Annotated in this window: 25 protein-coding genes, 1 tRNA gene and 1 pseudogene; 20 read left to right on the top strand and 7 right to left on the bottom strand. The window is 28.9% G+C overall.

Going from position 1 to position 22,264, the window contains the following annotated elements:
- Window positions 1–32: 32 nt before the first annotated feature.
- Window positions 33–650, bottom strand: a complete 618-nt coding sequence (gene yyaC, locus OIO11_RS14430; RefSeq protein WP_268072146.1) for a spore protease YyaC — start codon at window positions 648–650, stop codon at window positions 33–35.
- 187 nt (window positions 651–837) lie between these two features.
- Window positions 838–1,491 (bottom strand): LysE family translocator, encoded by a 654-nt coding sequence (locus OIO11_RS14425; RefSeq protein ID WP_268072145.1) that lies wholly within the window; start codon window positions 1,489–1,491, stop codon window positions 838–840.
- A 210-nt stretch (window positions 1,492–1,701) separates the two neighbouring features.
- On the opposite strand from OIO11_RS14425, the gene OIO11_RS14420 reads away from it, so the two are divergent.
- From OIO11_RS14420 to OIO11_RS14375, 10 genes are all read left to right on the top strand, one after another.
- Entirely contained in the window at window positions 1,702–1,899 is a 198-nt protein-coding gene (locus OIO11_RS14420; RefSeq protein ID WP_268072144.1) for a DUF951 domain-containing protein, read from the top strand.
- Window positions 1,900–2,043: 144 nt separating this feature from the next.
- Complete coding sequence (rpsF, locus tag OIO11_RS14415; protein ID WP_268072143.1) at window positions 2,044–2,331, top strand: 30S ribosomal protein S6; 288 nt, start codon at window positions 2,044–2,046, stop codon at window positions 2,329–2,331.
- 11 nt (window positions 2,332–2,342) lie between these two features.
- The gene (locus tag OIO11_RS14410) at window positions 2,343–2,804 is read left to right on the top strand and encodes a single-stranded DNA-binding protein (protein WP_268072142.1); all 462 of its coding nucleotides are present in this window, start codon (window positions 2,343–2,345) and stop codon (window positions 2,802–2,804) included.
- A gap of 25 nt (window positions 2,805–2,829) precedes the next feature.
- Complete coding sequence (gene rpsR, locus OIO11_RS14405; protein ID WP_268072141.1) at window positions 2,830–3,066, top strand: 30S ribosomal protein S18; 237 nt, start codon at window positions 2,830–2,832, stop codon at window positions 3,064–3,066.
- A gap of 168 nt (window positions 3,067–3,234) precedes the next feature.
- Window positions 3,235–3,552: a MazG-like family protein gene (locus OIO11_RS14400; RefSeq protein WP_268072140.1), complete on the top strand. Its 318-nt coding sequence runs from the start codon at window positions 3,235–3,237 to the stop codon at window positions 3,550–3,552.
- Between the two features lie 11 nt (window positions 3,553–3,563).
- Complete coding sequence (locus tag OIO11_RS14395) at window positions 3,564–4,565, top strand: DUF2232 domain-containing protein (RefSeq protein ID WP_268072139.1); 1,002 nt, start codon at window positions 3,564–3,566, stop codon at window positions 4,563–4,565.
- Window position 4,566: 1 nt separating this feature from the next.
- The gene (locus OIO11_RS14390; protein ID WP_268072138.1) at window positions 4,567–6,558 is read left to right on the top strand and encodes a DHH family phosphoesterase; all 1,992 of its coding nucleotides are present in this window, start codon (window positions 4,567–4,569) and stop codon (window positions 6,556–6,558) included.
- A complete protein-coding gene (rplI, locus tag OIO11_RS14385; RefSeq protein WP_268072137.1) occupies window positions 6,558–7,001 on the top strand; it encodes a 50S ribosomal protein L9 in 444 nt (147 codons plus the stop codon). Before OIO11_RS14390 ends, rplI begins: the two co-directional genes overlap by 1 nt.
- A gap of 91 nt (window positions 7,002–7,092) precedes the next feature.
- Complete coding sequence (gene lonC, locus OIO11_RS14380) at window positions 7,093–8,991, top strand: Lon family ATP-dependent protease (RefSeq protein WP_268072164.1); 1,899 nt, start codon at window positions 7,093–7,095, stop codon at window positions 8,989–8,991.
- A complete protein-coding gene (locus OIO11_RS14375) occupies window positions 8,992–10,323 on the top strand; it encodes a replicative DNA helicase (protein ID WP_268072136.1) in 1,332 nt (443 codons plus the stop codon).
- Window positions 10,324–10,347: 24 nt separating this feature from the next.
- Here OIO11_RS14375 and hsp18 read toward each other — a convergent pair whose 3' ends face one another.
- A complete protein-coding gene (gene hsp18, locus OIO11_RS14370) occupies window positions 10,348–10,788 on the bottom strand; it encodes a heat shock protein Hsp18 (protein ID WP_268072135.1) in 441 nt (146 codons plus the stop codon).
- Window positions 10,789–11,057: 269 nt separating this feature from the next.
- On the opposite strand from hsp18, the gene OIO11_RS14365 reads away from it, so the two are divergent.
- Window positions 11,058–11,133: transfer RNA gene (locus OIO11_RS14365), tRNA-Thr, on the top strand.
- Window positions 11,134–11,186: 53 nt separating this feature from the next.
- On the opposite strand, the gene OIO11_RS14360 is transcribed toward OIO11_RS14365, so the two are convergent.
- Entirely contained in the window at window positions 11,187–11,774 is a 588-nt protein-coding gene (locus OIO11_RS14360) for a class I SAM-dependent DNA methyltransferase (protein WP_268072134.1), read from the bottom strand.
- Between the two features lie 209 nt (window positions 11,775–11,983).
- On the opposite strand from OIO11_RS14360, the gene OIO11_RS14355 reads away from it, so the two are divergent.
- The 8 genes and pseudogenes from OIO11_RS14355 (at window position 11,984) to OIO11_RS14320 (ending at window position 19,594) form a co-directional block, all read left to right on the top strand.
- Window positions 11,984–13,117 (top strand): glycerate kinase family protein, encoded by a 1,134-nt coding sequence (locus OIO11_RS14355; RefSeq protein ID WP_268072133.1) that lies wholly within the window; start codon window positions 11,984–11,986, stop codon window positions 13,115–13,117.
- Window positions 13,118–13,400: 283 nt separating this feature from the next.
- Complete coding sequence (locus OIO11_RS14350; protein WP_268072132.1) at window positions 13,401–15,332, top strand: FUSC family protein; 1,932 nt, start codon at window positions 13,401–13,403, stop codon at window positions 15,330–15,332.
- Between the two features lies 1 nt (window position 15,333).
- Window positions 15,334–15,432 (top strand): annotated as a pseudogene (locus tag OIO11_RS14345) (competence protein TfoX); the annotation flags it as partial.
- Window positions 15,433–15,454: 22 nt separating this feature from the next.
- Complete coding sequence (locus OIO11_RS14340) at window positions 15,455–15,970, top strand: ClbS/DfsB family four-helix bundle protein (protein ID WP_268072131.1); 516 nt, start codon at window positions 15,455–15,457, stop codon at window positions 15,968–15,970.
- Between the two features lie 217 nt (window positions 15,971–16,187).
- Window positions 16,188–17,231: a Fic family protein gene (locus OIO11_RS14335; RefSeq protein WP_268072130.1), complete on the top strand. Its 1,044-nt coding sequence runs from the start codon at window positions 16,188–16,190 to the stop codon at window positions 17,229–17,231.
- Between the two features lie 345 nt (window positions 17,232–17,576).
- Window positions 17,577–18,803: a Fic family protein gene (locus tag OIO11_RS14330; protein ID WP_268072129.1), complete on the top strand. Its 1,227-nt coding sequence runs from the start codon at window positions 17,577–17,579 to the stop codon at window positions 18,801–18,803.
- A 68-nt stretch (window positions 18,804–18,871) separates the two neighbouring features.
- Window positions 18,872–19,033, top strand: a complete 162-nt coding sequence (locus OIO11_RS14325; protein ID WP_268072128.1) for a hypothetical protein — start codon at window positions 18,872–18,874, stop codon at window positions 19,031–19,033.
- 135 nt (window positions 19,034–19,168) lie between these two features.
- Complete coding sequence (locus tag OIO11_RS14320) at window positions 19,169–19,594, top strand: helix-turn-helix domain-containing protein (protein ID WP_442781307.1); 426 nt, start codon at window positions 19,169–19,171, stop codon at window positions 19,592–19,594.
- 221 nt (window positions 19,595–19,815) lie between these two features.
- On the opposite strand, the gene OIO11_RS14315 is transcribed toward OIO11_RS14320, so the two are convergent.
- The 3 genes from OIO11_RS14315 to OIO11_RS14305 form a co-directional block, all read right to left on the bottom strand.
- Complete coding sequence (locus OIO11_RS14315) at window positions 19,816–20,046, bottom strand: DUF3955 domain-containing protein (protein WP_268072126.1); 231 nt, start codon at window positions 20,044–20,046, stop codon at window positions 19,816–19,818.
- A gap of 83 nt (window positions 20,047–20,129) precedes the next feature.
- Window positions 20,130–20,354: a helix-turn-helix domain-containing protein gene (locus OIO11_RS14310; RefSeq protein ID WP_268072125.1), complete on the bottom strand. Its 225-nt coding sequence runs from the start codon at window positions 20,352–20,354 to the stop codon at window positions 20,130–20,132.
- Window positions 20,355–20,368: 14 nt separating this feature from the next.
- Window positions 20,369–20,857, bottom strand: coding sequence for a DUF2975 domain-containing protein (locus OIO11_RS14305; protein WP_268072124.1), 489 nt, complete (start codon window positions 20,855–20,857; stop codon window positions 20,369–20,371).
- A 220-nt stretch (window positions 20,858–21,077) separates the two neighbouring features.
- On the opposite strand from OIO11_RS14305, the gene OIO11_RS14300 reads away from it, so the two are divergent.
- Window positions 21,078–22,124, top strand: a complete 1,047-nt coding sequence (locus OIO11_RS14300) for a MerR family transcriptional regulator (protein ID WP_268072123.1) — start codon at window positions 21,078–21,080, stop codon at window positions 22,122–22,124.
- Window positions 22,125–22,264: the final 140 nt, after the last annotated feature.

The following is a 22,264-nucleotide window of genomic DNA, read 5'->3' as shown; positions in this document are numbered from 1 at the left end:
CTCCTAGGAGCAACAAGCACCTTAGGAGATTTTTAATTATTACCAGCATTTAGATTTTCATTTAGATTATTTAAGGCAATGTTAAAATCAGAAATATGTTTAGTGCCTACAGTTTTAAGAATAGAATGATATATACCTCTTGAAATGACATCTGCAATATGCATAACTGTATATAATCTTGTATTTTGCAATACCATAAATTCTAAAGAACCTGATATATTTACAATTCCTGTTATACTTAAATTACCTACCTTAGGTAGATTTTTATTCATAGCAGCTCCAGGAGATAAAGGTTTATCTTCTATTATAATATTGCCTATATTTTGTAGGCTTCCTAAACATGCATCGATAGCAATTATATATGGATTAGTATATTTCTCTTTAATTTCAGTTAATACTTTTGAAAGATTTTTAGCATGTACTGGGTATTCTAAAGTACCATATAAAACGAAATTATTTTTTACTACTGATCTAAGTTTATTACCAATTAAAGGTCCTAAACTATCTCCAGTAGATCTATCAGTACCAATACATAAAATAATAACAGTACGCTTTGATTTTACTATATGAATCAGTTTTTCACATAATATATCACGTAATTTATATACTGAATCTTTTTCCATTGAATCTACAATTATTTTACCAGCCATATAAAAAACCTCCTTTTTTGAAAGTATGTACAAAAAAGGAGGTTTTTATACTCAAGAGTAAAAATTAATCAATTATAATATATATGGAATTTTTAAATTCATATAATTACTTAAAAGTATAGAATGGATATCTTTAGATTTTAGACATGCGATATACATAAAATGTAAAAAATGTATAAAACTTGTCCTATTTAAAACAACTAAATATTAATTTACTTAAACCTAATATTATAAATGCAATTCCTAAAAGTAAGATAATCCATTTCATAATAATAGATGCTTTTTTTGAATGGCCGGGTTTAAAAATGTTCAAACCTTTGTAAGCAAGAATATTTAATATGCCAAACCAAGTTACCATTCCTATTAGTATGGAAAGTATAAAAGAATAGTAATAAAATATACCAGTATGACGCCATAATCGAATAACAGTACCACTTAGACCTAGCCAAAGAGTAGGTGTCATTGGGTTAGAAAATGTCAGAATGAAGCCAGACCAGAATGGAAAAGAACTTAGTGTGTTAACATTATGTTGATTTTGATCATCTGGTTTAGTTAGATCATTATATTGCATTGCCACTAAAATAATTCCCGAAATAATCCAAAACAAAGATTTTGTTGTTCCGTTATGTTGAAAAAGCTTGGATAGTCCACAATTTATAAGAATTAAATATGCCATATCAGCAGTAATGGCACCTAGAGATACTATAAATCCCCTTTTAAAACCTTTAGATATAGTTTGATTTACAGATTCAATTGCAGCAGGACCTAAGGGAATCGAGATTGCAATACCTGTAGTAAATCCACTTATTATGGCCTTAATTAGATGTAACATGTTTATCATTTTAATACTCCTTAACTGAATTTAAATTTAAATGATGACTAACAATTCTAATTTATCTTTTAAGATGAAGTAAAAAATAAGATTTACTTCACTAAAATGAAAATATTTACACACTATTATATTATAACTTAATTTATTATATAATTGTATATGTAATTAATATAAAAAAATAACAATTAAAATAAATATGTTAAGAGAAGGGGTAGTGAAATGGCAAGAGAGTTTTATGTTGGTGACATTGTTGAAATGAAAAAAGTTCATCCATGTGGAAGTAAAGAGTGGGAACTTATAAGAGTAGGAGCAGATATAAAGATAAAATGTTTAGGCTGTGAAAGAATAGTAATGCTTCCTAGAAGTAAATTTGAAAAGAGTATAAAGAAAATCATAAAACAAAATATACCAGAATAGTAAGTTGAAATATGTTTAGATAAATATTTTTTTGGCAATAAAAATAATAGCTTGATTTTTTATGTTTGGAATGTTACAATTAGTAGATGTGATCCCTGCTGTGACAAATCACAGCCGTTAGTCCAAGGGGAGGAGGTGAAATTAATGAGAAATTACGAAACATTATTTATATTACAACCTTCATTAGACGAAGAAGCTATAAAAGCTAACATCGAAAAATTTACAGGTGTAATAGAAAATGGTGGAGGAGTAGTTGAAAATGTTGATGAGTGGGGTAGAAGAAAACTTGCTTATCCTATAAAAAAAATCAACGAAGGATACTACACTCTAATAAATTTCAAATCTAATACTGAATTACCTAAAGAATTAGAAAGAGTATTCAGAATTACTGATGGTGTTATGAGATTTATGGTAATCAATCCTGAAAAATAGGTGGTGTTTAGATGAACAGAGTTGTTTTAATCGGCAGATTAACTAAGGACCCAGAGTTGAAATTTACTCCAGGTACTGGAAAAGCTGTTACAACCTTTACGCTAGCTGTAGACAGACGATTTTCTACTAGTGGACAAAAAGAAGCAGACTTCATTCCTGTTGTTGTGTGGGGAAAGCAAGCTGAAAGCACTGCTAACTACATGAGCAAGGGGAAATTAATGGGGGTTGCTGGTAGGATTCAAGCAAGATCTTATGAAGCAAAAGATGGCACTAGAAGATATGTTACAGAAGTCGTAGCTGATGAAGTTCAATTTTTGGAATGGGGAAACTCAAACAATAGAACTGAAACACCGTTTGATAATTCAGGCTTTAACACTATGAATGATCCATCAGCTGGATTCTCACAAGGCTTTAATCAGCCGGAGTATGAAGAAGAAATTACTCCAATTGATGATGGTGATATACCATTTTAATTATTTAAGGTAAGGAGGGAAAGAGATGGCTTTTAATAAAAAAGGTGGAAGAAGAAGAAGAAAGAAAGTTTGTGCTTTTTGCGCAGATAAATCTACTTCTATAGATTATAAAGATGTAAACAAATTAAGAAAGTACATTACTGAAAGAGGAAAGATACTTCCAAGAAGAATTTCAGGTAACTGTGCAAAACACCAAAGAGAGCTTACTTTATCAATAAAGAGAGCTAGAAATATGGCTTTACTACCATTTACAACAGACTAATGAACATATAAAAGCAGTGTCTAAAATAAGGCGCTGCTTTTTTTAGTATTAATATTAGTTTTATTGGCTTAAATTGTAAAAACAATAAACGAAACTAAAACTAAAGTTGCATATATAGGTAAAAATAACTAAAATATATATATAGGACTTCATAAGGGGATGATGTGTGTGAAAAATGAGGATTTCAATATAATGTCAAATATAAGAATAATAGAGAATCTTAAAGCTGAACTTTTATGCGTTATAGGGGATTTTTTCAAACTGTTGGTAAGAGGAAGTAATGTTGCTCAAGAAGCTATTTTAGAATGTATTTCAGGGGCAATTATAATCTTATATCTATTAGGAGAGCGATTAGGTTATTCTTATATGGACGTAGATGAAAATGTAAAAAATAAACTAAAATTAGGCATAGCTGAAAATGACGTTATGGAAAAGCAAAGTAAAGATTTAAGTAGGTTATACACACATATTAAAGATAGAATTTAATGGAGGAAATAATGCAGGATAAAAGTTTTAACGTAAGAAGAGTATTAGAATTACTATGGATAATTGCAGCAATATCTTTAATTATTGTAAATACTATATATATACCTTCTTCAGCTACAATGGCTATGTTTATTCTACCCATTCCAATAACACTGATTTATGTAAAGAAGGGTTATGTAGTTACTCTATTTGCTACAGCCGTAAGTGCAATTTTAGTAAGTATTATGTATAATCCCTTGCTTGTAATACTTTATACTTTTATATATGTATTAATAGGAATCTGTTTAGGATATTGTATAAATAAGGGTAAGACAAATTCTGTTAGTATAATTGTAACTTCAATATCAATTGCAGTAGGTACTATTGCTCAGTTTATAATATATTTTAAGTTTATAAATAAGATCGGAATAATTGGTTCTTTAAATTTAATCGTGGAAGGAATTAAAGAACCTTTACGAATAGCTAAAGATACATATATATCTATTGGTGCACCCACCGAACTTATAGATGCTGTAAACGAAGCAATAAAAATTGTAACAGTTCAGAAAATAATTATTATAATACCAGTAATAATTTTAGCAAACAGCTTAATACAGTCATACATTAACTATTTCATTACAAGCAAAATTCTCCTAAAATCAAACTTAAAAGTAGATAAGATTACTAGTTTCAGTAGAATATATATTCCCAATTTAATAGCTGCGTTTATTATAATAATTCTATGCTTGGGAATAATACTAGACTCAAAGGGTATAAAGATAGGTACTTATATTTATGGAATCAGTATGTATATATTAAGATTTTTATTCAGCTTAGATGGAGCTGCATTTTTTGCATACATATTCAGAAATAAGTTAAAGTTTTCTAGAGTATTATCAGCTATAATACTTTTACTAGGTTTGATTTTGCCGATTTTCTCAGATATTTATCTTGTGTCAGGAACTATGGACATAATTTTAAATTTGAGAGAGCTAGATCCTAACCCAATAAGAAAAGTTAAAACGAGGGAATAATATGGAGAATAATTATTTCGTAGAAAATAATAAAATATATATGCTAATTATAGCAGTGCTGATAGTTATTTTATTTACATTGGGACACATATATGTAGGTGGTATTGCGATTATACTATATGGTATATTTGTTTTCTACAATATTAAGGTATTCAAATATAAAAAAGATGAATGGGAAAAATTTATTGAGGATTTTGTATCTAAAATGGATATCTCTGCAAGAAATGTGTTAGTAAACATACCTTTCCCTCTAACTATAATAAATGGAGAGGGAAATATAGTATGGTACAATCAAAAATTCACCAACATATTTGAAAAGAGTGAGATATTAGGTAAAAATATAAAAGAAATAGTAAATGAAGTAAATATTAATTATATTTTAAACAAGGATAAAAAGGTATTTAAGTATGTAAAAATCAGGGATAAATATTATAATATATTTGTAAATATAAAGGATGATAAAGAAGGTGTAAGTAATAAAAATAAGATCGTTCTTTTATATTTTTATGATGTAAGTGAGGAAATAAAATCAAAAAAAGAAAAAGAGGAAAGTAAAAATGTAGTAATGCTTATAGAAGTAGATAATTTGGATGATGTACTTAAAACTACAGATGAAGATAAAGCATTACTTTTGTCAGCAGAAATAGAGAGAATAATAAAAAATTATGGTCAAAGCTTACAGGCAATGACTACAAAATATTCTTCCAGTAAATATATAATGGTAACCCAAAATAAAAACATAAATAAAGAAAAAGAAAAGAATTTTGATATTTTAGATGAAATAAGAGAAATAAATTTTGGTAATAAGTTGACAGTTACTCTAAGCATAGGACTAGGATGTGGTGGAGAGACTCCTGGTGAAAATCATAACTTTGCAATATCTGCAAAAGAGTTAGCCTTGAGCAGGGGCGGTGACCAAGTTGTTATAAAAGATAAGGATAAACTTCAGTTTTACGGAGGAAAGACCAAAGAAGTTGCAAAAAGAACTAAGGTAAGAGCAAGAGTTGTGGCGCATGCATTAGTTGGTATAATAAAAGAAAGCAGCAATGTGTTTATAATGGGACATAGAAATCCAGATATAGATGCACTTGGGGCTGCTATGGGACTTAATAGTGTGGCAAAAGCGCTAGGAAAGGAATCACACGTAATACTGGATAAAATAAACAGTGGAATTGAAAACGTTGTTGAGAAAATTTCAGAAGAAAATTTATATAATGAAATATTTATAACTAAAGAAAAATGTATAGAAACGTATGATAAAGACAGCTTACTTATATTAGTAGATGTAAACAGTAAAAGTCATGTACATGATTTAGAAATATTAAAGAATGTAAATAGAACAGTTGTAATAGATCATCATAGAAAATCAACAGATGCAGTAGAAGAAACTCTTTTAAATTATATAGAACCTTATGCATCTTCTACTTGTGAATTAGTTACAGAAATGCTTCAATATATGATAGATAGTCCTAAACATAATATAAGTTCTTTGGAGGCAGAAATGCTTTTAGCTGGAATTTACGTAGATACTAAGAATTTTTATTTTAAGACAGGAGTTAGGACATTTGAAGCTGCAGCTTACTTAAGACAGCTTGGAGCTGATATAATAGATGTAAAGAAAATGTTTGCAAGTGATTTAAAGACTTATTTAAAAAAAGCTAGAATTATGAGTTTTGCAGAGGTAGAAAATAATATCTCTATTGCTGTTTGTCCACCAGAAATACAAGATAATGTATTAGCTGCTCAAGTAGCGGATGAGCTACTAAATATTACAGGTATTCAAGCGTCATTTGTTCTTGTTAAAATAGAGGATGAGGTATTTATTAGTGGCAGGTCATTTGGCGATATAAATGTGCAGTTGATATTAGAAACATTAGGTGGTGGAGGACATTTAACCATTGCAGGTACTAAACTAAATAATGTTACCATAGATGAAGCAAGAGAAAAATTAAAACATGCTATTGATAAATACTTAAGGGAAGGTGAAGAATAATGAAATTAATATTATTAAAGGATGTAAAGGGACAAGGAAAAAAAGGTCAGGTAGTAAATGTATCAGATGGATATGCAAGAAACTTTTTATTACCAAGAGGTTTAGCTGAAGAAGCAACAGATTCTAATATGCATATTTTAAACAGACAAAATGAAGCTGAAAGAAAGAAAAAGTTAGCAGAAACAGAAGCAGCTCAGAAGACAGCAGAAGAATTAAGGAATAAAGAAATAAAAATTTCTGCAAAAGCAGGAGATGGTGGAAGATTATTTGGAGCTATTACAAGTAAAGATATAGCTGTACAATTAAAAAAACAGTATAAGGTAGAAATAGATAAGAAAAAGATAGTTGCTGATACAATAAAACAACTTGGAACTTACGAAGTAGAAATAAAACTATATCCTGAAATATCAACTAAGGTAAAGGTTGTTATTACAGAACAATAACTTAGATAAAGGGGGGACACCTAAAAGAAAATTCTTTTATTAAAATGCTAAACTGAATTTTTGGAGGGTAACAATATTGAAATCTTCATTAATGGATGATAAATCAAAGGATGGAATGGATTTTTTTAGTGATAAAATATCTTTAGATGTGCAGGTTGATGTTTTACACGAAATAATGAAAAAAGTAATCAGTGAAAAAACTATAAGGGCTAGAATTGTAAAGCATAAGCTTAATAAGTATATTCACAGTGATGATATTTATAAGAAAATTTATGCAATAAATAAGATAATAAGTGATGGAAAAGGTATTGATATAATACCAAATGAAAAAAACATAGAAGAAGCTATAGAAAATACTAATCAGTGTCTTGCTGATGCTGTTGCTAAAAAATACGTTGAAAACAGCATAGAAAAAGAAGTAGAACAAGCAGTAATGGAAAAGCAAGAAAAGTATATTGATGAAGTAAGACTTGGTATTATAAAGAAAAGAAAGGGTACCGAGAATGCTAAAACTCTAAAAAAATATGAAAGACTTGAGGTTTTAGATTCTAGAAAACTTTCTAATAATATTCAAGCTCTTTTAAGACCACAGCTTTTTTCAGAAATAGTTGGTCAGGAGAGAGCTATAAAGTCACTAATATCAAAGATGGCATCACCATATCCACAACATATTATTCTTTATGGACCTCCTGGAGTAGGTAAAACTACTGCTGCCAGACTTGCTTTGGAAGAAGCAAAAAAATTAAGATATACACCTTTTCACAATGAGTCACAGTTTGTAGAAGTAGATGGAACAACTCTAAGATGGGACCCAAGAGAGATAACAAACCCTCTTTTAGGATCAGTTCATGATCCAATATATCAGGGAAGCAAAAGAGATTTAGCTGAAATTGGTGTTCCAGAGCCTAAACCAGGACTTGTAACAGATGCACATTGTGGTGTTCTGTTCATAGATGAAATTGGAGAGCTTGATTCAATACTACAAAATAAATTATTAAAGGTTCTAGAAGATAAAAGAGTAGAGTTTTCATCATCTTATTATGATCCAGATGATGAAAATACACCTAAGTATATAAAATATCTTTTTGAAAATGGTGCACCAGCAGATTTTGTTCTTATAGGTGCAACAACTAGAGAGCCTAAAGATATAAATCCAGCTTTAAGATCAAGATGTACAGAAGTGTATTTTGAACCCCTATCTTCTAAGGATATTGAAAAAATAGTAATCAACGCCGCTGAAAAACTAAATATAGAGTTAGAAGAGGGTGTTGCAGAACTAATAAGCAGATACACAATAGAAGGTAGAAAAGCGGTAAACATACTTGCAGATGTTTATGGATATGCACTTTATAATAGTAAATCAGAAGCAAATGATAATATTAAAATTACAATAAAAGATTTAGAAGAAATCATATCTATAAGCAGAATTACTCCTTTTGAAGAAGTTTCAAAGGATGAGGAATGTGAAGTAGGTCGTATTTATGGACTAGGAGTTAGCGGATATATAGGGTCTACTATAGAAATTGAAACAGCCGTATTTGAAGCTAAGGATAAAGGAAAAGGAATAGTAAGATTTAATGATACAGCAGGAAGTATGGCAAAGGACTCTGTATTTAATGCTGCATCTGTTATAAGAAAGTTAACAGATAAAGATATAAGTGACTATGATATTCATGTAAATGTAGTAGGGGGAGGACGCATAGATGGACCTTCAGCTGGTGCTGCTATAACAATATGTATCATTAGTGCCCTTTTAAATAAACCTATTAGACAGGATATTGCTGTTACTGGAGAAATATCTTTAAGAGGTAAAGTAAAACCAGTTGGTGGTATTTTTGAGAAGGTTTATGGAGCAAGAAGAAAAGGTATAAAACTTGTACTTATCCCTAAGGATAACATAAAAGAAGTACCACAAGGGTTAGATGATATTGAGGTTACAGCAGTAGACAATATCGAAGAACTTAGTAAAATTGTATTTGGAGATGAATAGATGGAAGCACCGCTTAGAAGTTTGCCCCATAATTTACAGGCAGAGCAGACAGTATTAGGATGTATGATAAAGGACAGAATATCTATAGCACAAGCAGCAGAAGCATTAAAAGGAGATGACTTTTATAGAGAAGGTCATAAGATAATATTTGATGCTGTATTGGAACTATATAAAAAAGATATTCCAGTAGATATGATTACACTAATAGAACATTTAAAGGTTACAGAGAAATTAGAGGCAGTCGGAGGCATGACTTATATTGCTGAGCTAAGTAATTCCGTAGAATCTACTATTAATCTTAGTTCATACGTTAAAATTGTTGAAGATAAAGCTATTTTAAGAAGACTTATAAGATCTTCAGCAGATATAATAGAAGAGAGTTATTCAAAGCAGGATGATGTAGAAAGTGTACTTGATGCTGCTGAAAAAAGAATATTTGACATAGCTCAAAAGAGAGAAACAAATGATTTTGAGCCTATAAGCACTGTACTTGAGAGAGGTTTTGAGCAGATAGAAAAATTGTTTAATAACAAAGGTGGGACTACGGGAGTAGCTAGTGGGTTCCCAGAGCTAGATGCTAAAACTTCAGGACTTCAACCAGGAGATATGGTACTGGTTGCAGCAAGACCTTCTATGGGAAAAACTACATTTGCAATGAATATTGCTCAGTATGCAGCAATTAGAGATGGTAAAAGTGTAGTTGTATTTTCTCTTGAAATGTCAAAGGAACAATTAGCTTATAGGATGCTTTGTTCGGAAGCAAATATAGATATGCTTAAGCTTAGAACAGGAGAGTTAGATGAAAATGATTGGGAAAGAATAGCAAAAGCGGCTGGACCAATTGCTAACTCCAAGATATATGTAGATGATACAGCAGGTGTTTCTGTAATGGAAATGCGTTCTAAGTGCAGAAGAATAAAAATGGAACATGGAATAGATTTAATTGTAATAGACTACCTTCAGCTTATGACTGGAAGTAATACTGAAAGTAGACAACAAGAGGTATCTGAAATTTCAAGATCCATTAAGGCTATTGCAAAAGAAATGCACTGTCCAGTTATAGCACTTTCACAATTATCACGTGCTCCTGAGCAAAGAGCAGATCATAGACCTATGCTTTCTGACCTTAGAGAATCAGGATCAATAGAGCAGGATGCTGACCTTGTTATGTTCTTATATAGAGATGAATACTATAACAAGGAGTCAGAAGACAAAAATATAGCTGAATGCATAATTGCAAAACAAAGAAACGGTCCAACGGGGACAGTTAAACTTGCATTCCTTGGACAATTCAGTAAATTTGCAAGATTGGATGTTATACATCAGGAATAAAAATGAGGCGTATGCCTCATTTTTTTAATGTATATCTATTTTCCTCTTATTAGATCTTTCCTTTTCATGTTTTGGAAGAGTAATTTTTAAAACACCATCATTAAAGATTGCATCAATTCCATTTTCTTCAACATCATCTACATAGAAGCTTCTTTTAAATTCTCCATATCTTCTTTCACGTCTTACATAATTATGTTGTTTTTCTTCTACAGTGTCATTACGGGTTGCACTTATTGTCAAATAGTTATTTTCATATTCTAAATCTATAGATTCTCTGTTTACACCAGGTAAATCTGCTTCAATTAAATAAGAATTTTCTGTTTCTTTTACATCAACATTAAAAGTGTTGTTCATTAAAGCTGGTGAGAAAAAATCACTATTAAAAAATTCATCTACGAAAGTATCAGCATAGTTATTTTTATGTCTTAGCTTGTTGTTTCTTCTAGAAGGAATCATTTCAAACATATAAAACACCCCTTGTCTTTAATGTATTTATATTGCAATTATCAATACTCACTGTTCAATGATGAATTTATGAGAAAAACTCTGATGAAGTTTTAATACAATGAATATTATTTATTGCAACTCATATATTTTTAGTATAAGCAGAAAAAATCAATATAAACTAGGGAGTTTAATGAAATATTTCCTGGGAAATTTTGAAAAATAAAATAAGTATTGATATAGAAAGAGTATAGGAGTAAAATGTATATAAATCAAAATAATGTAAATGAGCTTCTGTAGCACAGTTGGTAGTGCAGCTGATTCGTAATCAGCAGGCCGCAGGTTCAAGTCCTGTCAGGAGCACCAAAGGTTTATGAAATGGGTATTTTAAAGGGTTAGACAAATTTGAATCTAACCCTTTAATTACTTACACAGCTAAAATAAAAAAAATCTTCATCTTTTATAACTACATCATTAAAATCATATTCTTTACTTAGCTTATTTAGTGTAACATCAGTAGGAATAGGCTCTCTTCCTAAGTCATATCCAATTTTTTTATGATGTTCTTTTATCCCTTTACGGGTTCTGCCGTGGATTATTGCAAACTTTCCTCCAGTATTTAATAATTTTTTTGTATTCGCAAATAATATATCTATATTTTCAAAATGAGGAATGCTGTTAAATATAATAACGTAATCAAACTTATCATCTAGAGTTATTTTTTTATCAAAATCTAAGCATTTTGTTTTTGCTTCAGGGAATACTTTATTTAATTCTTCAAGCATTTTTTCTGATATGTCTACTGCTAAGTAGTCTTTTAGGTGGATATCTTTTAATGCACAATACAATATACCAGTCCCACATGCAGCATCAAGTACTGAATTGCCTTCAGAGATTCCTAATAAAGCTACTACTTTTTTTACTAGAGTTAGTCTTTCTTCAGATATGCTTTCAGCCCATTTCTTATAGGTCTCATTAAAAAACTCTTTTTGATTTTTTATTTTCATGAATTTCACATCCTTTTATTAAATTGAAGTTGGTGTGTTTAATTACAAGAATTACATTATACAAAAGATTTTATAAGGAAACAATTTATTTAATGTAATTAATGAATAGCATAAGCAGGAAAATAAGGCAAAGAGGAGAATGATTTTAATAGTATAATAAATTATAAGGTAAAATAAGTTTTTCATTAAATTACAAGGGGGTAATGACTTTGAAAAAGATTATTATTTCACCAGATTCTTTTAAGGGAACTATGAGTTCAATAGAGGTATGCAACATTATTGAGCAGGGTATAGAAAATATTTTTCCAAATACAGAAGTAGTAAAAATTCCTATAGCAGATGGTGGAGAAGGAACTGTTGATGCATTTTTAACGGCTATGGGAGGAGAAAAAATAAAAGTTAAAGTAAAAGGTCCTTTATTTGAAGAATTAGAAGCTTTTTATGGTATTTTACCAGATAAGGAAACTGCGGTTATAGAAATGGCAGCAGCATCAGGTATTACCCTTGTAGAAGATAGAAAAAATCCACTTCTTACTACTACATATGGTACTGGACAGTTGATTTTTGATGCATTAAATAGAGGATGCTCAAAAATAATTATAGGCATAGGTGGCAGTGCTACTAATGATGGCGGTATTGGTATGGCAGCAGCCTTAGGTGCAAAATTTTTAGATAAGGAAAATAAAGAGATTGATCTGAATGGTGGAGGTCTGGAAAAACTGGAATCCATTGATACATCAGGTATTGATAAGAGAATTAAAAATTGTACAATAGTTGCTGCATGTGACGTAGATAATCCACTATATGGACCTACTGGATCAGCATATGTTTTTGCACCACAGAAAGGTGCAGATGAAAGAATGGTTAAAATATTAGATGAAAATTTAAAGAATTTTGCTGGAAGAGTAAGAAGAGATTTAGAAATAGATGTTCAAGATATACCTGGATCTGGTGCAGCTGGAGGTCTTGGGGCAGGGCTTGTGGCTTTTGCAGGTGCAAAGCTTCAGCCAGGAATAAAAATTGTATTAGATGTTGTAAAATATGATGAAATAATTTCTAATGCAGATTTAATTATAACAGGTGAAGGAAAAATAGATGGACAAAGTTTAAGAGGAAAGGTTCCAGTTGGAATTGCAGAAAAAGCCTCAAAATACCATATTCCAGTAATAGCTATAGTTGGAGCAGTTGGTGATGAGGCTGAAAAAGTATATGAAAGAGGTATCACTGCGATATTCTCAACAAATCTTCAGCCTATACCTTTTGAGCAGGCAAAGATATGCTGTAGAGAAAATCTTTTAAAAACAACTGAATCAGTAATGCGTTTGGTAAAAGGGACTCAGTGAGTGGATATATTAAAAATCATATGAATATTGCAAACTTGATTGTCATTTATTCATATGATATGATTACCTAGATATGGGGTTAGTATAATATTGAAGAAACGGAAAGCTAGAAATATAAGATAATATCATAAGAAAACGTTTTAAAAGGGTATTTTGAAACATCTACTATTGATGAAAAGTGTGTAACTTTTGTGTTTAAGACATTGATAAATATGAACTAGAGATTTTTGATAATATTTTACAAAAGATAATGAAGAACTTAGAGTAGAAAGAAGGTGTATACATGTTTAAAAAGGATAAACAAGGAGTTAAATCTTTATTAACTGTAATAAAACAAGCATTTGAAATTAATAAAAAGCCTTTTTCTTGGTCAAAAGCAATAGGTGCTGCTATATGTTCAGGGGTCCCCTTAATTGTTGGAATATTAATAGGACAATTACGTTTAGGGTTATTGAGTTCAATTGGAGGATTTGTATATCTATATGTTTTTAATGAACCCTATGTTCAGCGTGCAAAAAAAATATTTTTTGTTGCCATCGGTATCAGTCTTTCAGTTGGACTAGGTACCTTAGTAGCACCTTATCCTTTGCTTGTTGTTTTAATAGTGGGATTGATTGGAGCAATAACAACCTTTATATTTGGGGTACTTAAGATACCAGGTCCATCGGCGATATTTTTTGTGCTAAGTTTTATTATGACAACAGGGATGCCTATTGATCCATCAGCAGCACCTATCCGTACTTTCATAGTATTGATAAGTGGTCTTTTTGCGTGGATAATTAGTATGGTAGGATGGTTTTTTAATCCACATGGACCTGAAATAAAAACACTTAAGGGGGTTTATTTAGCTTTAGCAGCATTTAGTGAAGCTATAGGTAGTGAAAATATTAATAATGTACGACAGCATACTGTTAATGCCTTAAAGCAATCAGAAGAAACTCTTTTAACAGGTTATATTTCTGGGAAAAACTCATCAATATTTAATCGATTATCTCTACTAAATGAACAAGCTAATAAGCTATTTTTAGAAATGCTTGAATTATATTTGAATGGAAAAACTAAGTTACCAACGGAATTTGGTGAGATTATAAGAAAATTATCTATGGGAATTGAATTAAAGGATGGAGAGAAAATTAAAATAGTTCCACTACATCAAGAGCCAGATAAGGAGTATTATAAGTTTTTAAAGATAATTTATGATACCCAGGCAATTATCAATACACCATTAACATACATTGAACAGGGAGGCAAAATTTCAAAACCTTCATTAAAGATGAAGTTTACTAAAGCTTGTAATAAAGATTCAATAGTGTTTATTAACGCAGTTCGATATGGTATAGTTCTTTCAGTAGCAACCATGATTGCTTTTAGTTTTTCTTTTACCAGGGCTTATTGGATTCCATTAACATGTGCTTCTGTTATGTCGGGTCCAACTATTATGTCTACCTTTCATCGAGCAATTCAGCGTTCATGTGGAACCATTATTGGATTGATGATAGCTATTATTATATTTAAACTACAACCACAAGGTTTCACAATGGTTATAATTAACATGTGTTTAACAGTAATGATGCAACTTTTTATTGTGAAAAATTATGCCATAGCAGTGATATTTATCACTCCAAATGCTTTGCTTATGGCGGAAACTTCTACTCAAATACACAATATTTCTTATTTTGCAACAGCACGTATTATGGCTATTGTGATTGGGTCTATAATTGGAGTAATTGGTACTTATCTTATTGGCAATCGTTCAGCCTCTAGCCGATTACCAGGTTTAATGATTAAATTAATTCGTAGTCAGGCTGAAGTAATAGTTAGATTAACATATAATAGGTCAATGGATAACAGGTATGATATAAAATCTATAAAAGAAAAGATAGAGATAGACCTTGTGAATTTCAAGATTGCCTATAATACAGCATTAGGTGAGATTCCTAATAATAAGGAAATACTTGAAATAATGTGGCCAGCGGTTTTTTCTTTAGAACATATTAGCTATTTACTTGACAAAGATTGTACAACGAAGGAATACTTAAATTTATCAGATGAAGATTTAGCACAATTGTTACTTGTATTTGAAACAATGGTAATGGCTATTGAACAAAAAAAAGTTGTACAACCTAAAAAAATTCATATTATAAACGAAATACCACAAATTTGTAAGGAAATTAATATACTTCAAGAGGCTTTAAGTATAAAAAGTATAGGGTAGGGCACTAGAAGGTGCAATTCAAGGCGTTAAGAAAACAGCCTTACTACAGGAACGAAAAGCAGACCTAAAAGATTTTTATAATTGGCATAAATCTAAATAGTGATTTGAAAGAAGGTGACAAATTGCCTGAATATCAAAATAGACAAGAATTAATTTCAGAAATTCAAAAGCGTGCAAAGTTATTCATAGAAGAATTTGGTGATATCGATGACAAAGATAAAGACAGATTAATTGATGAAGTTGACAGAACACCTTCTCAAATGCTTGCTTATCAGTTGGGATGGATGAATCTTATTCTTGATTGGGAAAATCAAGAGCAGCAAGGTTATGTTGTTATAACGCCAACACCAGATTACAAATGGAATAATCTTGGTGCCTTATATGAAAGTTTTTATAAACAATATGATGGATATACCTTAAAAGAATTACGTACTATGTTTATAAAAGCAGAACAGCAAATTATTACATTGATTAACAATTATACAGATGTTGAATTATTTCAGCAAGGTGGGAGAATGTGGGCATCATCAACTCCGTCTAATTGGGCAATATGGAAATGGATTCACACCAATACTGTTGCACCATTCAAGTCTTTCAGAACAAAAATACGAAAGTGGAAAAAGTTACAACAAAGATAAAAATCTAAATTATAAATTCCAATTCATAATTTAATAAAGTAAAAATTAAGATAATTTCACATTAAGAATAAACCTTATCATTTGCTGTTAAATGATAAGGTTTATTTAAAATTAAATATATTATATTAACAAAAAACATAATCATTTAAGTTAAAATGATTATGTTTATGATATTATGATAATAATAAAATATAATCTAAACGAGGGAGAATGTAGAATGATTTCTTTTGAAAATAATAAATTGAATAACTTAGCATTACCTATGAGTATAGTGAGAATGTTAACTACTATAAATGAATATAAGGGGAAGCAAGATTTGTATAAAAAGCAATCACCTCAAATATTAAATACACTTAAAGATGTAGCAATTATACAAAGTGTAGAATCATCTAATAGGATAGAAGGTATTTATACTTCGAATAAAAGATTGCGTGAAATAATGGATAAGAAAATAGAACCAAGAGATAGAAGTGAAAGTGAAATAGCTGGGTATAGAGATGTGTTAAATACTATTCATAGTGCTTTTGATGCTATACCTATAAAATCAACTGTATTATTACAATTACATAGAGATTTATACAAGTTTTCATCAGCTAAGGGTGGAAACTATAAAAATACTGATAATGTGATTGAAGAAATATTACCTAATGGAAGTAAATATATAAGATTTAAGCCTATAGATGCATTTAGTACTCCAAGCTATATGGATAGGCTTTGTGAAGAATATAGAAAAGAGATTGCAAAAGAAAAAGTTGAACCATTAGTTTTAATAGCTGCATTTATATTAGATTTTCTTTGCATCCATCCTTTTAATGATGGAAATGGAAGAATGTCTAGATTATTAACACTTTTACTTTTGTATCAAAGTGGTTTTGAGGTTGGAAAATTTATTAGTTTAGAAAAAATTATTGAGGATAGTAAAGAAACTTACTATGATGCACTGAATAAATCATCGATGTTATGGCATGATGGCAAAAATAATTTGTATATATGGCTTGAATATTTTCTTGGTGTTATTATAAAATCATATAAAGAATTAGAGGATAGAGTAGGCTGTATTGAAAATACTAAGGGCAGTAAGAGTCAAAGAATAGAAAGGGCTATAGAAGGGAAGTTAGGGTATTTTACTAAGAATGAAATAAGAACTATATGTCCAGATGTAGGAGAAGCCACTATAAATAGAGTGTTTGAAAAGTTGAGAGTTGAAGGAAAAATAGAAGCTGTAGGTAAGGGTAGAAATTCTAAGTGGAAAAAACTATAAAGGAAAAGAAGTATATACTTAAAAAGATAAATAAAAATCTCACTTGCAATGGATACGGAGAACTGTACCATAAGTAAATGAGGTTTTCTTGTAAAGTATTGATATTACATGGTTAATGTTATTTTTATTCAGAAAAATACCGTATCATAAGTAAGAAAAACTCAGATTAATTATATAGTAAAATGGTAATAATATAATAATATAATAATATATTAATTAGTTTTTGAGTTTGGTTATTAATATTATGAAATTAAAACAAATTAAATTAATAAAATCACATTTACTTGTTAAATTACATATATTATAATAATAAAAACACAATTAATGGTGGAAAGGAGCATGTATATGAAATATAAAGCACTTTCAAGTATATTTTATAGTGACAATAATAAATATTTAAAGATATATACAGATAGATATAATAGTGAATCAACTTATAGATTTAACTTTAAAGTAAGCAGATATGATTCTTTTGTTGTTATTAATCATGATATATTACAAAGAGTTGAATCTATAATGGAATTAGATCGTGAGTTATTAAGAAAGATGAATAATGTACCGCTTATAGCATTAAATCAATATACAAAGAAATGTTTAATAGATGAAATAAGAATGACTAATGAAATAGAAGGTGTAATTAGCACAAGAAAAGAAATAAATGATATTTTAAATGATAAAACTCATGAAAATAAAAAAAGAAGATTATATGGATTAGTTAAAAAATATGAATTGTTAATGGAAGAAGATATACAACTTTTAGAGTGCGAAGATATAAGAAAGTTATATAATGAATTAGTTTTAAAGGAAGTAATTGAAGAAAATCCTAAAAATGAGCCAGATGGAAGTATTTTTAGAAAAGATAAAGTATATGTACAAAATCCTTCAGGAAAAATAATTCATAGTGGCATTTATCCTGAAGATGAACTAATTAAATGTATGACCAATGGATTAAGTATTTTAAATAATGATGAGTATAATTTTTTGATAAGAATTGCAGTTTTTCATTATATATTTGGATATATTCATCCGTTCTATGATGGTAATGGTAGAACAAGTAGATTTATAAGTAGTTATTTATTATCACAAAAATTGCAGTATCTAGTTTCATATAAATTATCATATACAATAAAAGAAAATATTAGCTCATATTATAAAAGCTTTAAAGAAACTAATGATGAAAAAAGTAGAGGAGATTTAACCATTTTTGTAATTAAGTTTTTTGATATGCTGATTAAGTCATTAAATGATTTATGTGAGTCTTTAGATGATAGGCATAATAAACTTAATTATTTTGGAGATATAGCTGATAAAATCGCTGCAGAAGATGAGAAAAAGGCAAGTATATTATTTATATTAGTACAAAATACTCTTTTTGGAGAAGATGGATTAAGTATTGATGAGTTACATGATATTTTGAATGCCGATAAATATAAACTTTCTAATGTTGGAAAATCTAAAATTAGAACTTCTTTAAAGGAACTAGAAAAAGAAGAAATACTATATATTACAAAGGATGGTAGAAGAAATTTATATGATGTGGATTTGAATGCTATGAGTAATTTGAATTTATAAGATAAAAACCTCATTTAGAAGTGATACGGAGAACCGTATCATAAGTAATATGATAGCATAAGCTTTATATGGATTATTTTAAAAAATGTTATAATAAGTCTGAAAATATCAGTGATAGTTTAGTAGACTATTTAAGTAATGGAGAAGGAGTATCTATGAAGGGCACTCCTTCTTCTTTTATATTAAGAAATGTTGGAGTAAGTATGTTAAACTTTAATATTGCAATATAAAGTATTAATATTAAAGTTTAACTATGTATAATTAGGATTTTACATTGGTGCAACTATTGGTTTACAATAAAAGTAACTAATATATGCTTGTATAATGACAAATAGATAGGGATAATTACATATGAGGTGGTTAATTTGAATTTCAAAGATAATTTAAAGAAATTAAGAAAAGAGAAAAAACTATCACAAGAACAGCTTGCAGAAAAGTTAAATATATCACGCCAAGCAATTTCAAAGTGGGAATCTGGTAAAGCTTATCCAGATATAGATAACCTCATATTATTAAGAGATATATTTAATGTTAGTTTAGATGAGTTGGTAGTTAATGAAAAAATAGATAAAGAAAAAAGTATAAATCAAACAGATCATATATCTAGTGATAACAAAGGTAGTTATGATGAAGAAGATGAGGAGGAAACTTCAGTTAATTTAATGCTTGGAGGTTTTATAATTGGGACAGGTGTTGGAGTCATTACAGGAAATTTTATGTGGGGAACTGCAGGTTCTTTTATGGGTATGGGAATAGGATATATATTAGAAGTTATTAGAGGTAAAAAATAAAGAAATAAGGTAGAAATAGTAGTTATAATTATTATATAAATAAGAAAAAAACCTTACTTGAAAGTGGTAAGGTGGACCATACCATAAATAACGCTGGTTTTTGGTATTATGTTGATAGACAAAAATAATATTAAAAAAGCAAAGATTTTACGTATATAAAGTCTTTGCTTTTTCTTATTTATTATCTTATAACTACACATGTATTATATTCATCTAAACTTTTAATTACCCTTATGGTTATCAGATTTTTTACGGTTACGAAAGAATGAAATTATGAGATTTATTATACCAATAGCTATAAATAAGTAACCAATTGGTAGTAAGCCAAATGGTTCTATAAGAGTACCATCTGGAGCAACTTCAGACCCGATGATGTTAAAGGCTACGAAACAACCGAACCCCATAATAAATGATATTAAAGTTAAAGGATTTCTTTTTATTATATTTTTCATTTAAATTCCTCCTCAATTAATTAAGTAAAATTTTTATATTAATCATACAATTAATTTTTTTATAGATTTAAATAATAGATATATTATTTTAATCTAGCATCATCCTCGTCTACATATTCCAAAATATCACCAGGCTGACATTCTAAAAGTTCACATAAAGTGTCTAGTGTAGAAAAGCGAATAGCTTTTGCTTTGTTATTTTTTAAAATAGAAAGATTAGCCATAGTTATTCCCATTTTTTCTGAAAGTTGGGTAGAATTAATCTTTCTCTTGGCCATCATTACATCAAGATTTACTATAATTGGCATACGAGCATCCCTTTCTAAATAGTTTTATCATTTTCTTCCTTAATTTTTATAGCTGTTTCAAATAATTGTGATAATACTAGACATAAAAATCCTATTGTTAGACAAATAATAGTTAATGCGATAATTGGAAATACTAAAGGAATAGTTTTGAACCCTTCAACTGAGTAATCTAAATATTTTTTACATCCAATAAAAATAATCAGTTCACTAAAAGCACATATAGAAATAATATTTAATGATTTAACAGTTTCCATAGAAAAAGGATTATTTTTCACAATTAAACTACAAAGTTTTTTTAACTTAAATAAAGCTATAATATAGGGAATTGCACACAAATAAATACAAGTTGTAATACGCATTACTAAACTATGATCTATTAAAGAAAATTGACTTTTAAGAAACGCTGTAGTAATAAATCCAGAACCTAAAACAAGAATACATGTAATAGATATTCCTAAAAGTATAATTATATTCAAAATTTTAGGATTAAAATTTTTTTTCATTTTATCAACCTCAATTCTTTGATTTTCAATATTATAATACATAACTATTTATCGTTTGTCAATAAAAAATAAAAGTAATTTGATATATTTATTGTTTTATTCTATTTATATTAATATCTAAATGAAAGTTTTTAAGATATATAAATAACTTAGTAGATTTTTTCTTGACCTTAGCCTAAGACTAAAGTTTAGAATAATATTTAAGGGGGGATGATAGATTATGAAGGATAATTATAGTATAAATCAAGTAGCTAAAATATTTAACATAACAACAAATAAGATTAGATATTATGAGAAAAAAGGATTATTAGAACCTTTAAGAGACGTGAATAATGAGTATAGAAAATTTAATGATGAAGATATAATGAAGTTACAAGCAATATTACTGTATAGATCTATAGGATTATCAATTAAAGATATAAAGGATATAATGACTAATAGTAGCAATAGTAATTATTTAAATCATTTTAATAATCAATGGCAAATTATTAATAATGAAATTGATAGATTAAATACTATTAGAACATCACTTGAAAGCATAATAGATAATATTTATGAATCAGATGAGTGTAAAGTAGATAGTAACATATTAGATGTTATAAAAAATGCTAATGAATTAAATAAAATAAAAAATAGTTGGCAAGACAGGTGGAACTTTAATAATTGGGCTGACACTTATGATGATGATGTAATAGAAGACAGAGGAGCACTGAAAATATACAAAAATTACAATTTAATATTAGAAAACGTATATAATTTAGCAACCAGCTCAAGCATAAATAATCCATTAATATTAGAAGTAGGGGTAGGAACAGGCAATTTAGCCAGTAAGTTTTTAAATAAAAATTATAACATAGTTGGAATAGATCAATCTAGAGAGATGCTGCGTGTTGCAAAACAAAAATATCCTCAACTAAAGGTTAGACTAGGAGAATTTTTAAAGATACCTTATAGTGATAAATGTTTTGACATTATAGTTTCAACATATGCTTTTCATCATTTAAATAATAATGAAAAATCTATAGCCATACAGGAAATGCTTAGGGTACTAAAAGATAACGGAAAAATAATTATTGGAGACCTAATGTTTAAGGATAAAGCTGATGAGAAATGTATTTTAGGAGGATTATCTAGAGAACAAGTAGAAGAAATACAAGATGAATATTATTCATATATTGATTTTCTGGAAGGGGAATTTAAAAAATTTAACAAAAGGTTAAAATATATGAGAATAGATGAATTTAATTACATAATAGAAGTAGATTAAAAATATACCTTAGTTGTAGTGGTATACTAAAGTTGTAACACCTCAGTCGAATAAATGATATAATTTATTTCAGAAAAGAGGTTACGACAATGAAAAAACGAAGATACGAATCAGAATTTAAAAATAAGATTATACGCCTT

The sequence above is a fragment of the Clostridium sp. ZS2-4 genome, from assembly GCF_026719745.1.
Taxonomy (GTDB): Bacteria; Bacillota; Clostridia; order Clostridiales; family Clostridiaceae; genus Clostridium_H.
Note: the sequence above shows the minus strand (reverse complement) of the source record. Positions and strands in the feature narration are given on the sequence as shown.

What these genes read in the sequence shown, in the direction of transcription:
- yyaC (WP_268072146.1), bottom strand. Translation starts at nt 650, where the DNA reads ATGGCTGGTAAAATAATTGTAGATTCAATGGAAAAAGATTCAGTATAT.
- OIO11_RS14425 (WP_268072145.1), bottom strand. Translation starts at nt 1,491, where the DNA reads ATGATAAACATGTTACATCTAATTAAGGCCATAATAAGTGGATTTACT.
- OIO11_RS14420 (WP_268072144.1), top strand. Translation starts at nt 1,702, where the DNA reads ATGGCAAGAGAGTTTTATGTTGGTGACATTGTTGAAATGAAAAAAGTT.
- rpsF (WP_268072143.1), top strand. Translation starts at nt 2,044, where the DNA reads ATGAGAAATTACGAAACATTATTTATATTACAACCTTCATTAGACGAA.
- OIO11_RS14410 (WP_268072142.1), top strand. Translation starts at nt 2,343, where the DNA reads ATGAACAGAGTTGTTTTAATCGGCAGATTAACTAAGGACCCAGAGTTG.
- rpsR (WP_268072141.1), top strand. Translation starts at nt 2,830, where the DNA reads ATGGCTTTTAATAAAAAAGGTGGAAGAAGAAGAAGAAAGAAAGTTTGT.
- OIO11_RS14395 (WP_268072139.1), top strand. Translation starts at nt 3,564, where the DNA reads ATGCAGGATAAAAGTTTTAACGTAAGAAGAGTATTAGAATTACTATGG.
- OIO11_RS14390 (WP_268072138.1), top strand. Translation starts at nt 4,567, where the DNA reads ATGGAGAATAATTATTTCGTAGAAAATAATAAAATATATATGCTAATT.
- rplI (WP_268072137.1), top strand. Translation starts at nt 6,558, where the DNA reads ATGAAATTAATATTATTAAAGGATGTAAAGGGACAAGGAAAAAAAGGT.
- lonC (WP_268072164.1), top strand. Translation starts at nt 7,093, where the DNA reads ATGGATGATAAATCAAAGGATGGAATGGATTTTTTTAGTGATAAAATA.
- OIO11_RS14375 (WP_268072136.1), top strand. Translation starts at nt 8,992, where the DNA reads ATGGAAGCACCGCTTAGAAGTTTGCCCCATAATTTACAGGCAGAGCAG.
- hsp18 (WP_268072135.1), bottom strand. Translation starts at nt 10,788, where the DNA reads ATGTTTGAAATGATTCCTTCTAGAAGAAACAACAAGCTAAGACATAAA.
- OIO11_RS14360 (WP_268072134.1), bottom strand. Translation starts at nt 11,774, where the DNA reads ATGAAAATAAAAAATCAAAAAGAGTTTTTTAATGAGACCTATAAGAAA.
- OIO11_RS14350 (WP_268072132.1), top strand. Translation starts at nt 13,401, where the DNA reads ATGTTTAAAAAGGATAAACAAGGAGTTAAATCTTTATTAACTGTAATA.
- OIO11_RS14335 (WP_268072130.1), top strand. Translation starts at nt 16,188, where the DNA reads ATGATTTCTTTTGAAAATAATAAATTGAATAACTTAGCATTACCTATG.
- OIO11_RS14330 (WP_268072129.1), top strand. Translation starts at nt 17,577, where the DNA reads ATGAAATATAAAGCACTTTCAAGTATATTTTATAGTGACAATAATAAA.
- OIO11_RS14325 (WP_268072128.1), top strand. Translation starts at nt 18,872, where the DNA reads ATGGATTATTTTAAAAAATGTTATAATAAGTCTGAAAATATCAGTGAT.
- OIO11_RS14315 (WP_268072126.1), bottom strand. Translation starts at nt 20,046, where the DNA reads ATGAAAAATATAATAAAAAGAAATCCTTTAACTTTAATATCATTTATT.
- OIO11_RS14310 (WP_268072125.1), bottom strand. Translation starts at nt 20,354, where the DNA reads ATGCCAATTATAGTAAATCTTGATGTAATGATGGCCAAGAGAAAGATT.
- OIO11_RS14305 (WP_268072124.1), bottom strand. Translation starts at nt 20,857, where the DNA reads ATGAAAAAAAATTTTAATCCTAAAATTTTGAATATAATTATACTTTTA.
- OIO11_RS14300 (WP_268072123.1), top strand. Translation starts at nt 21,078, where the DNA reads ATGAAGGATAATTATAGTATAAATCAAGTAGCTAAAATATTTAACATA.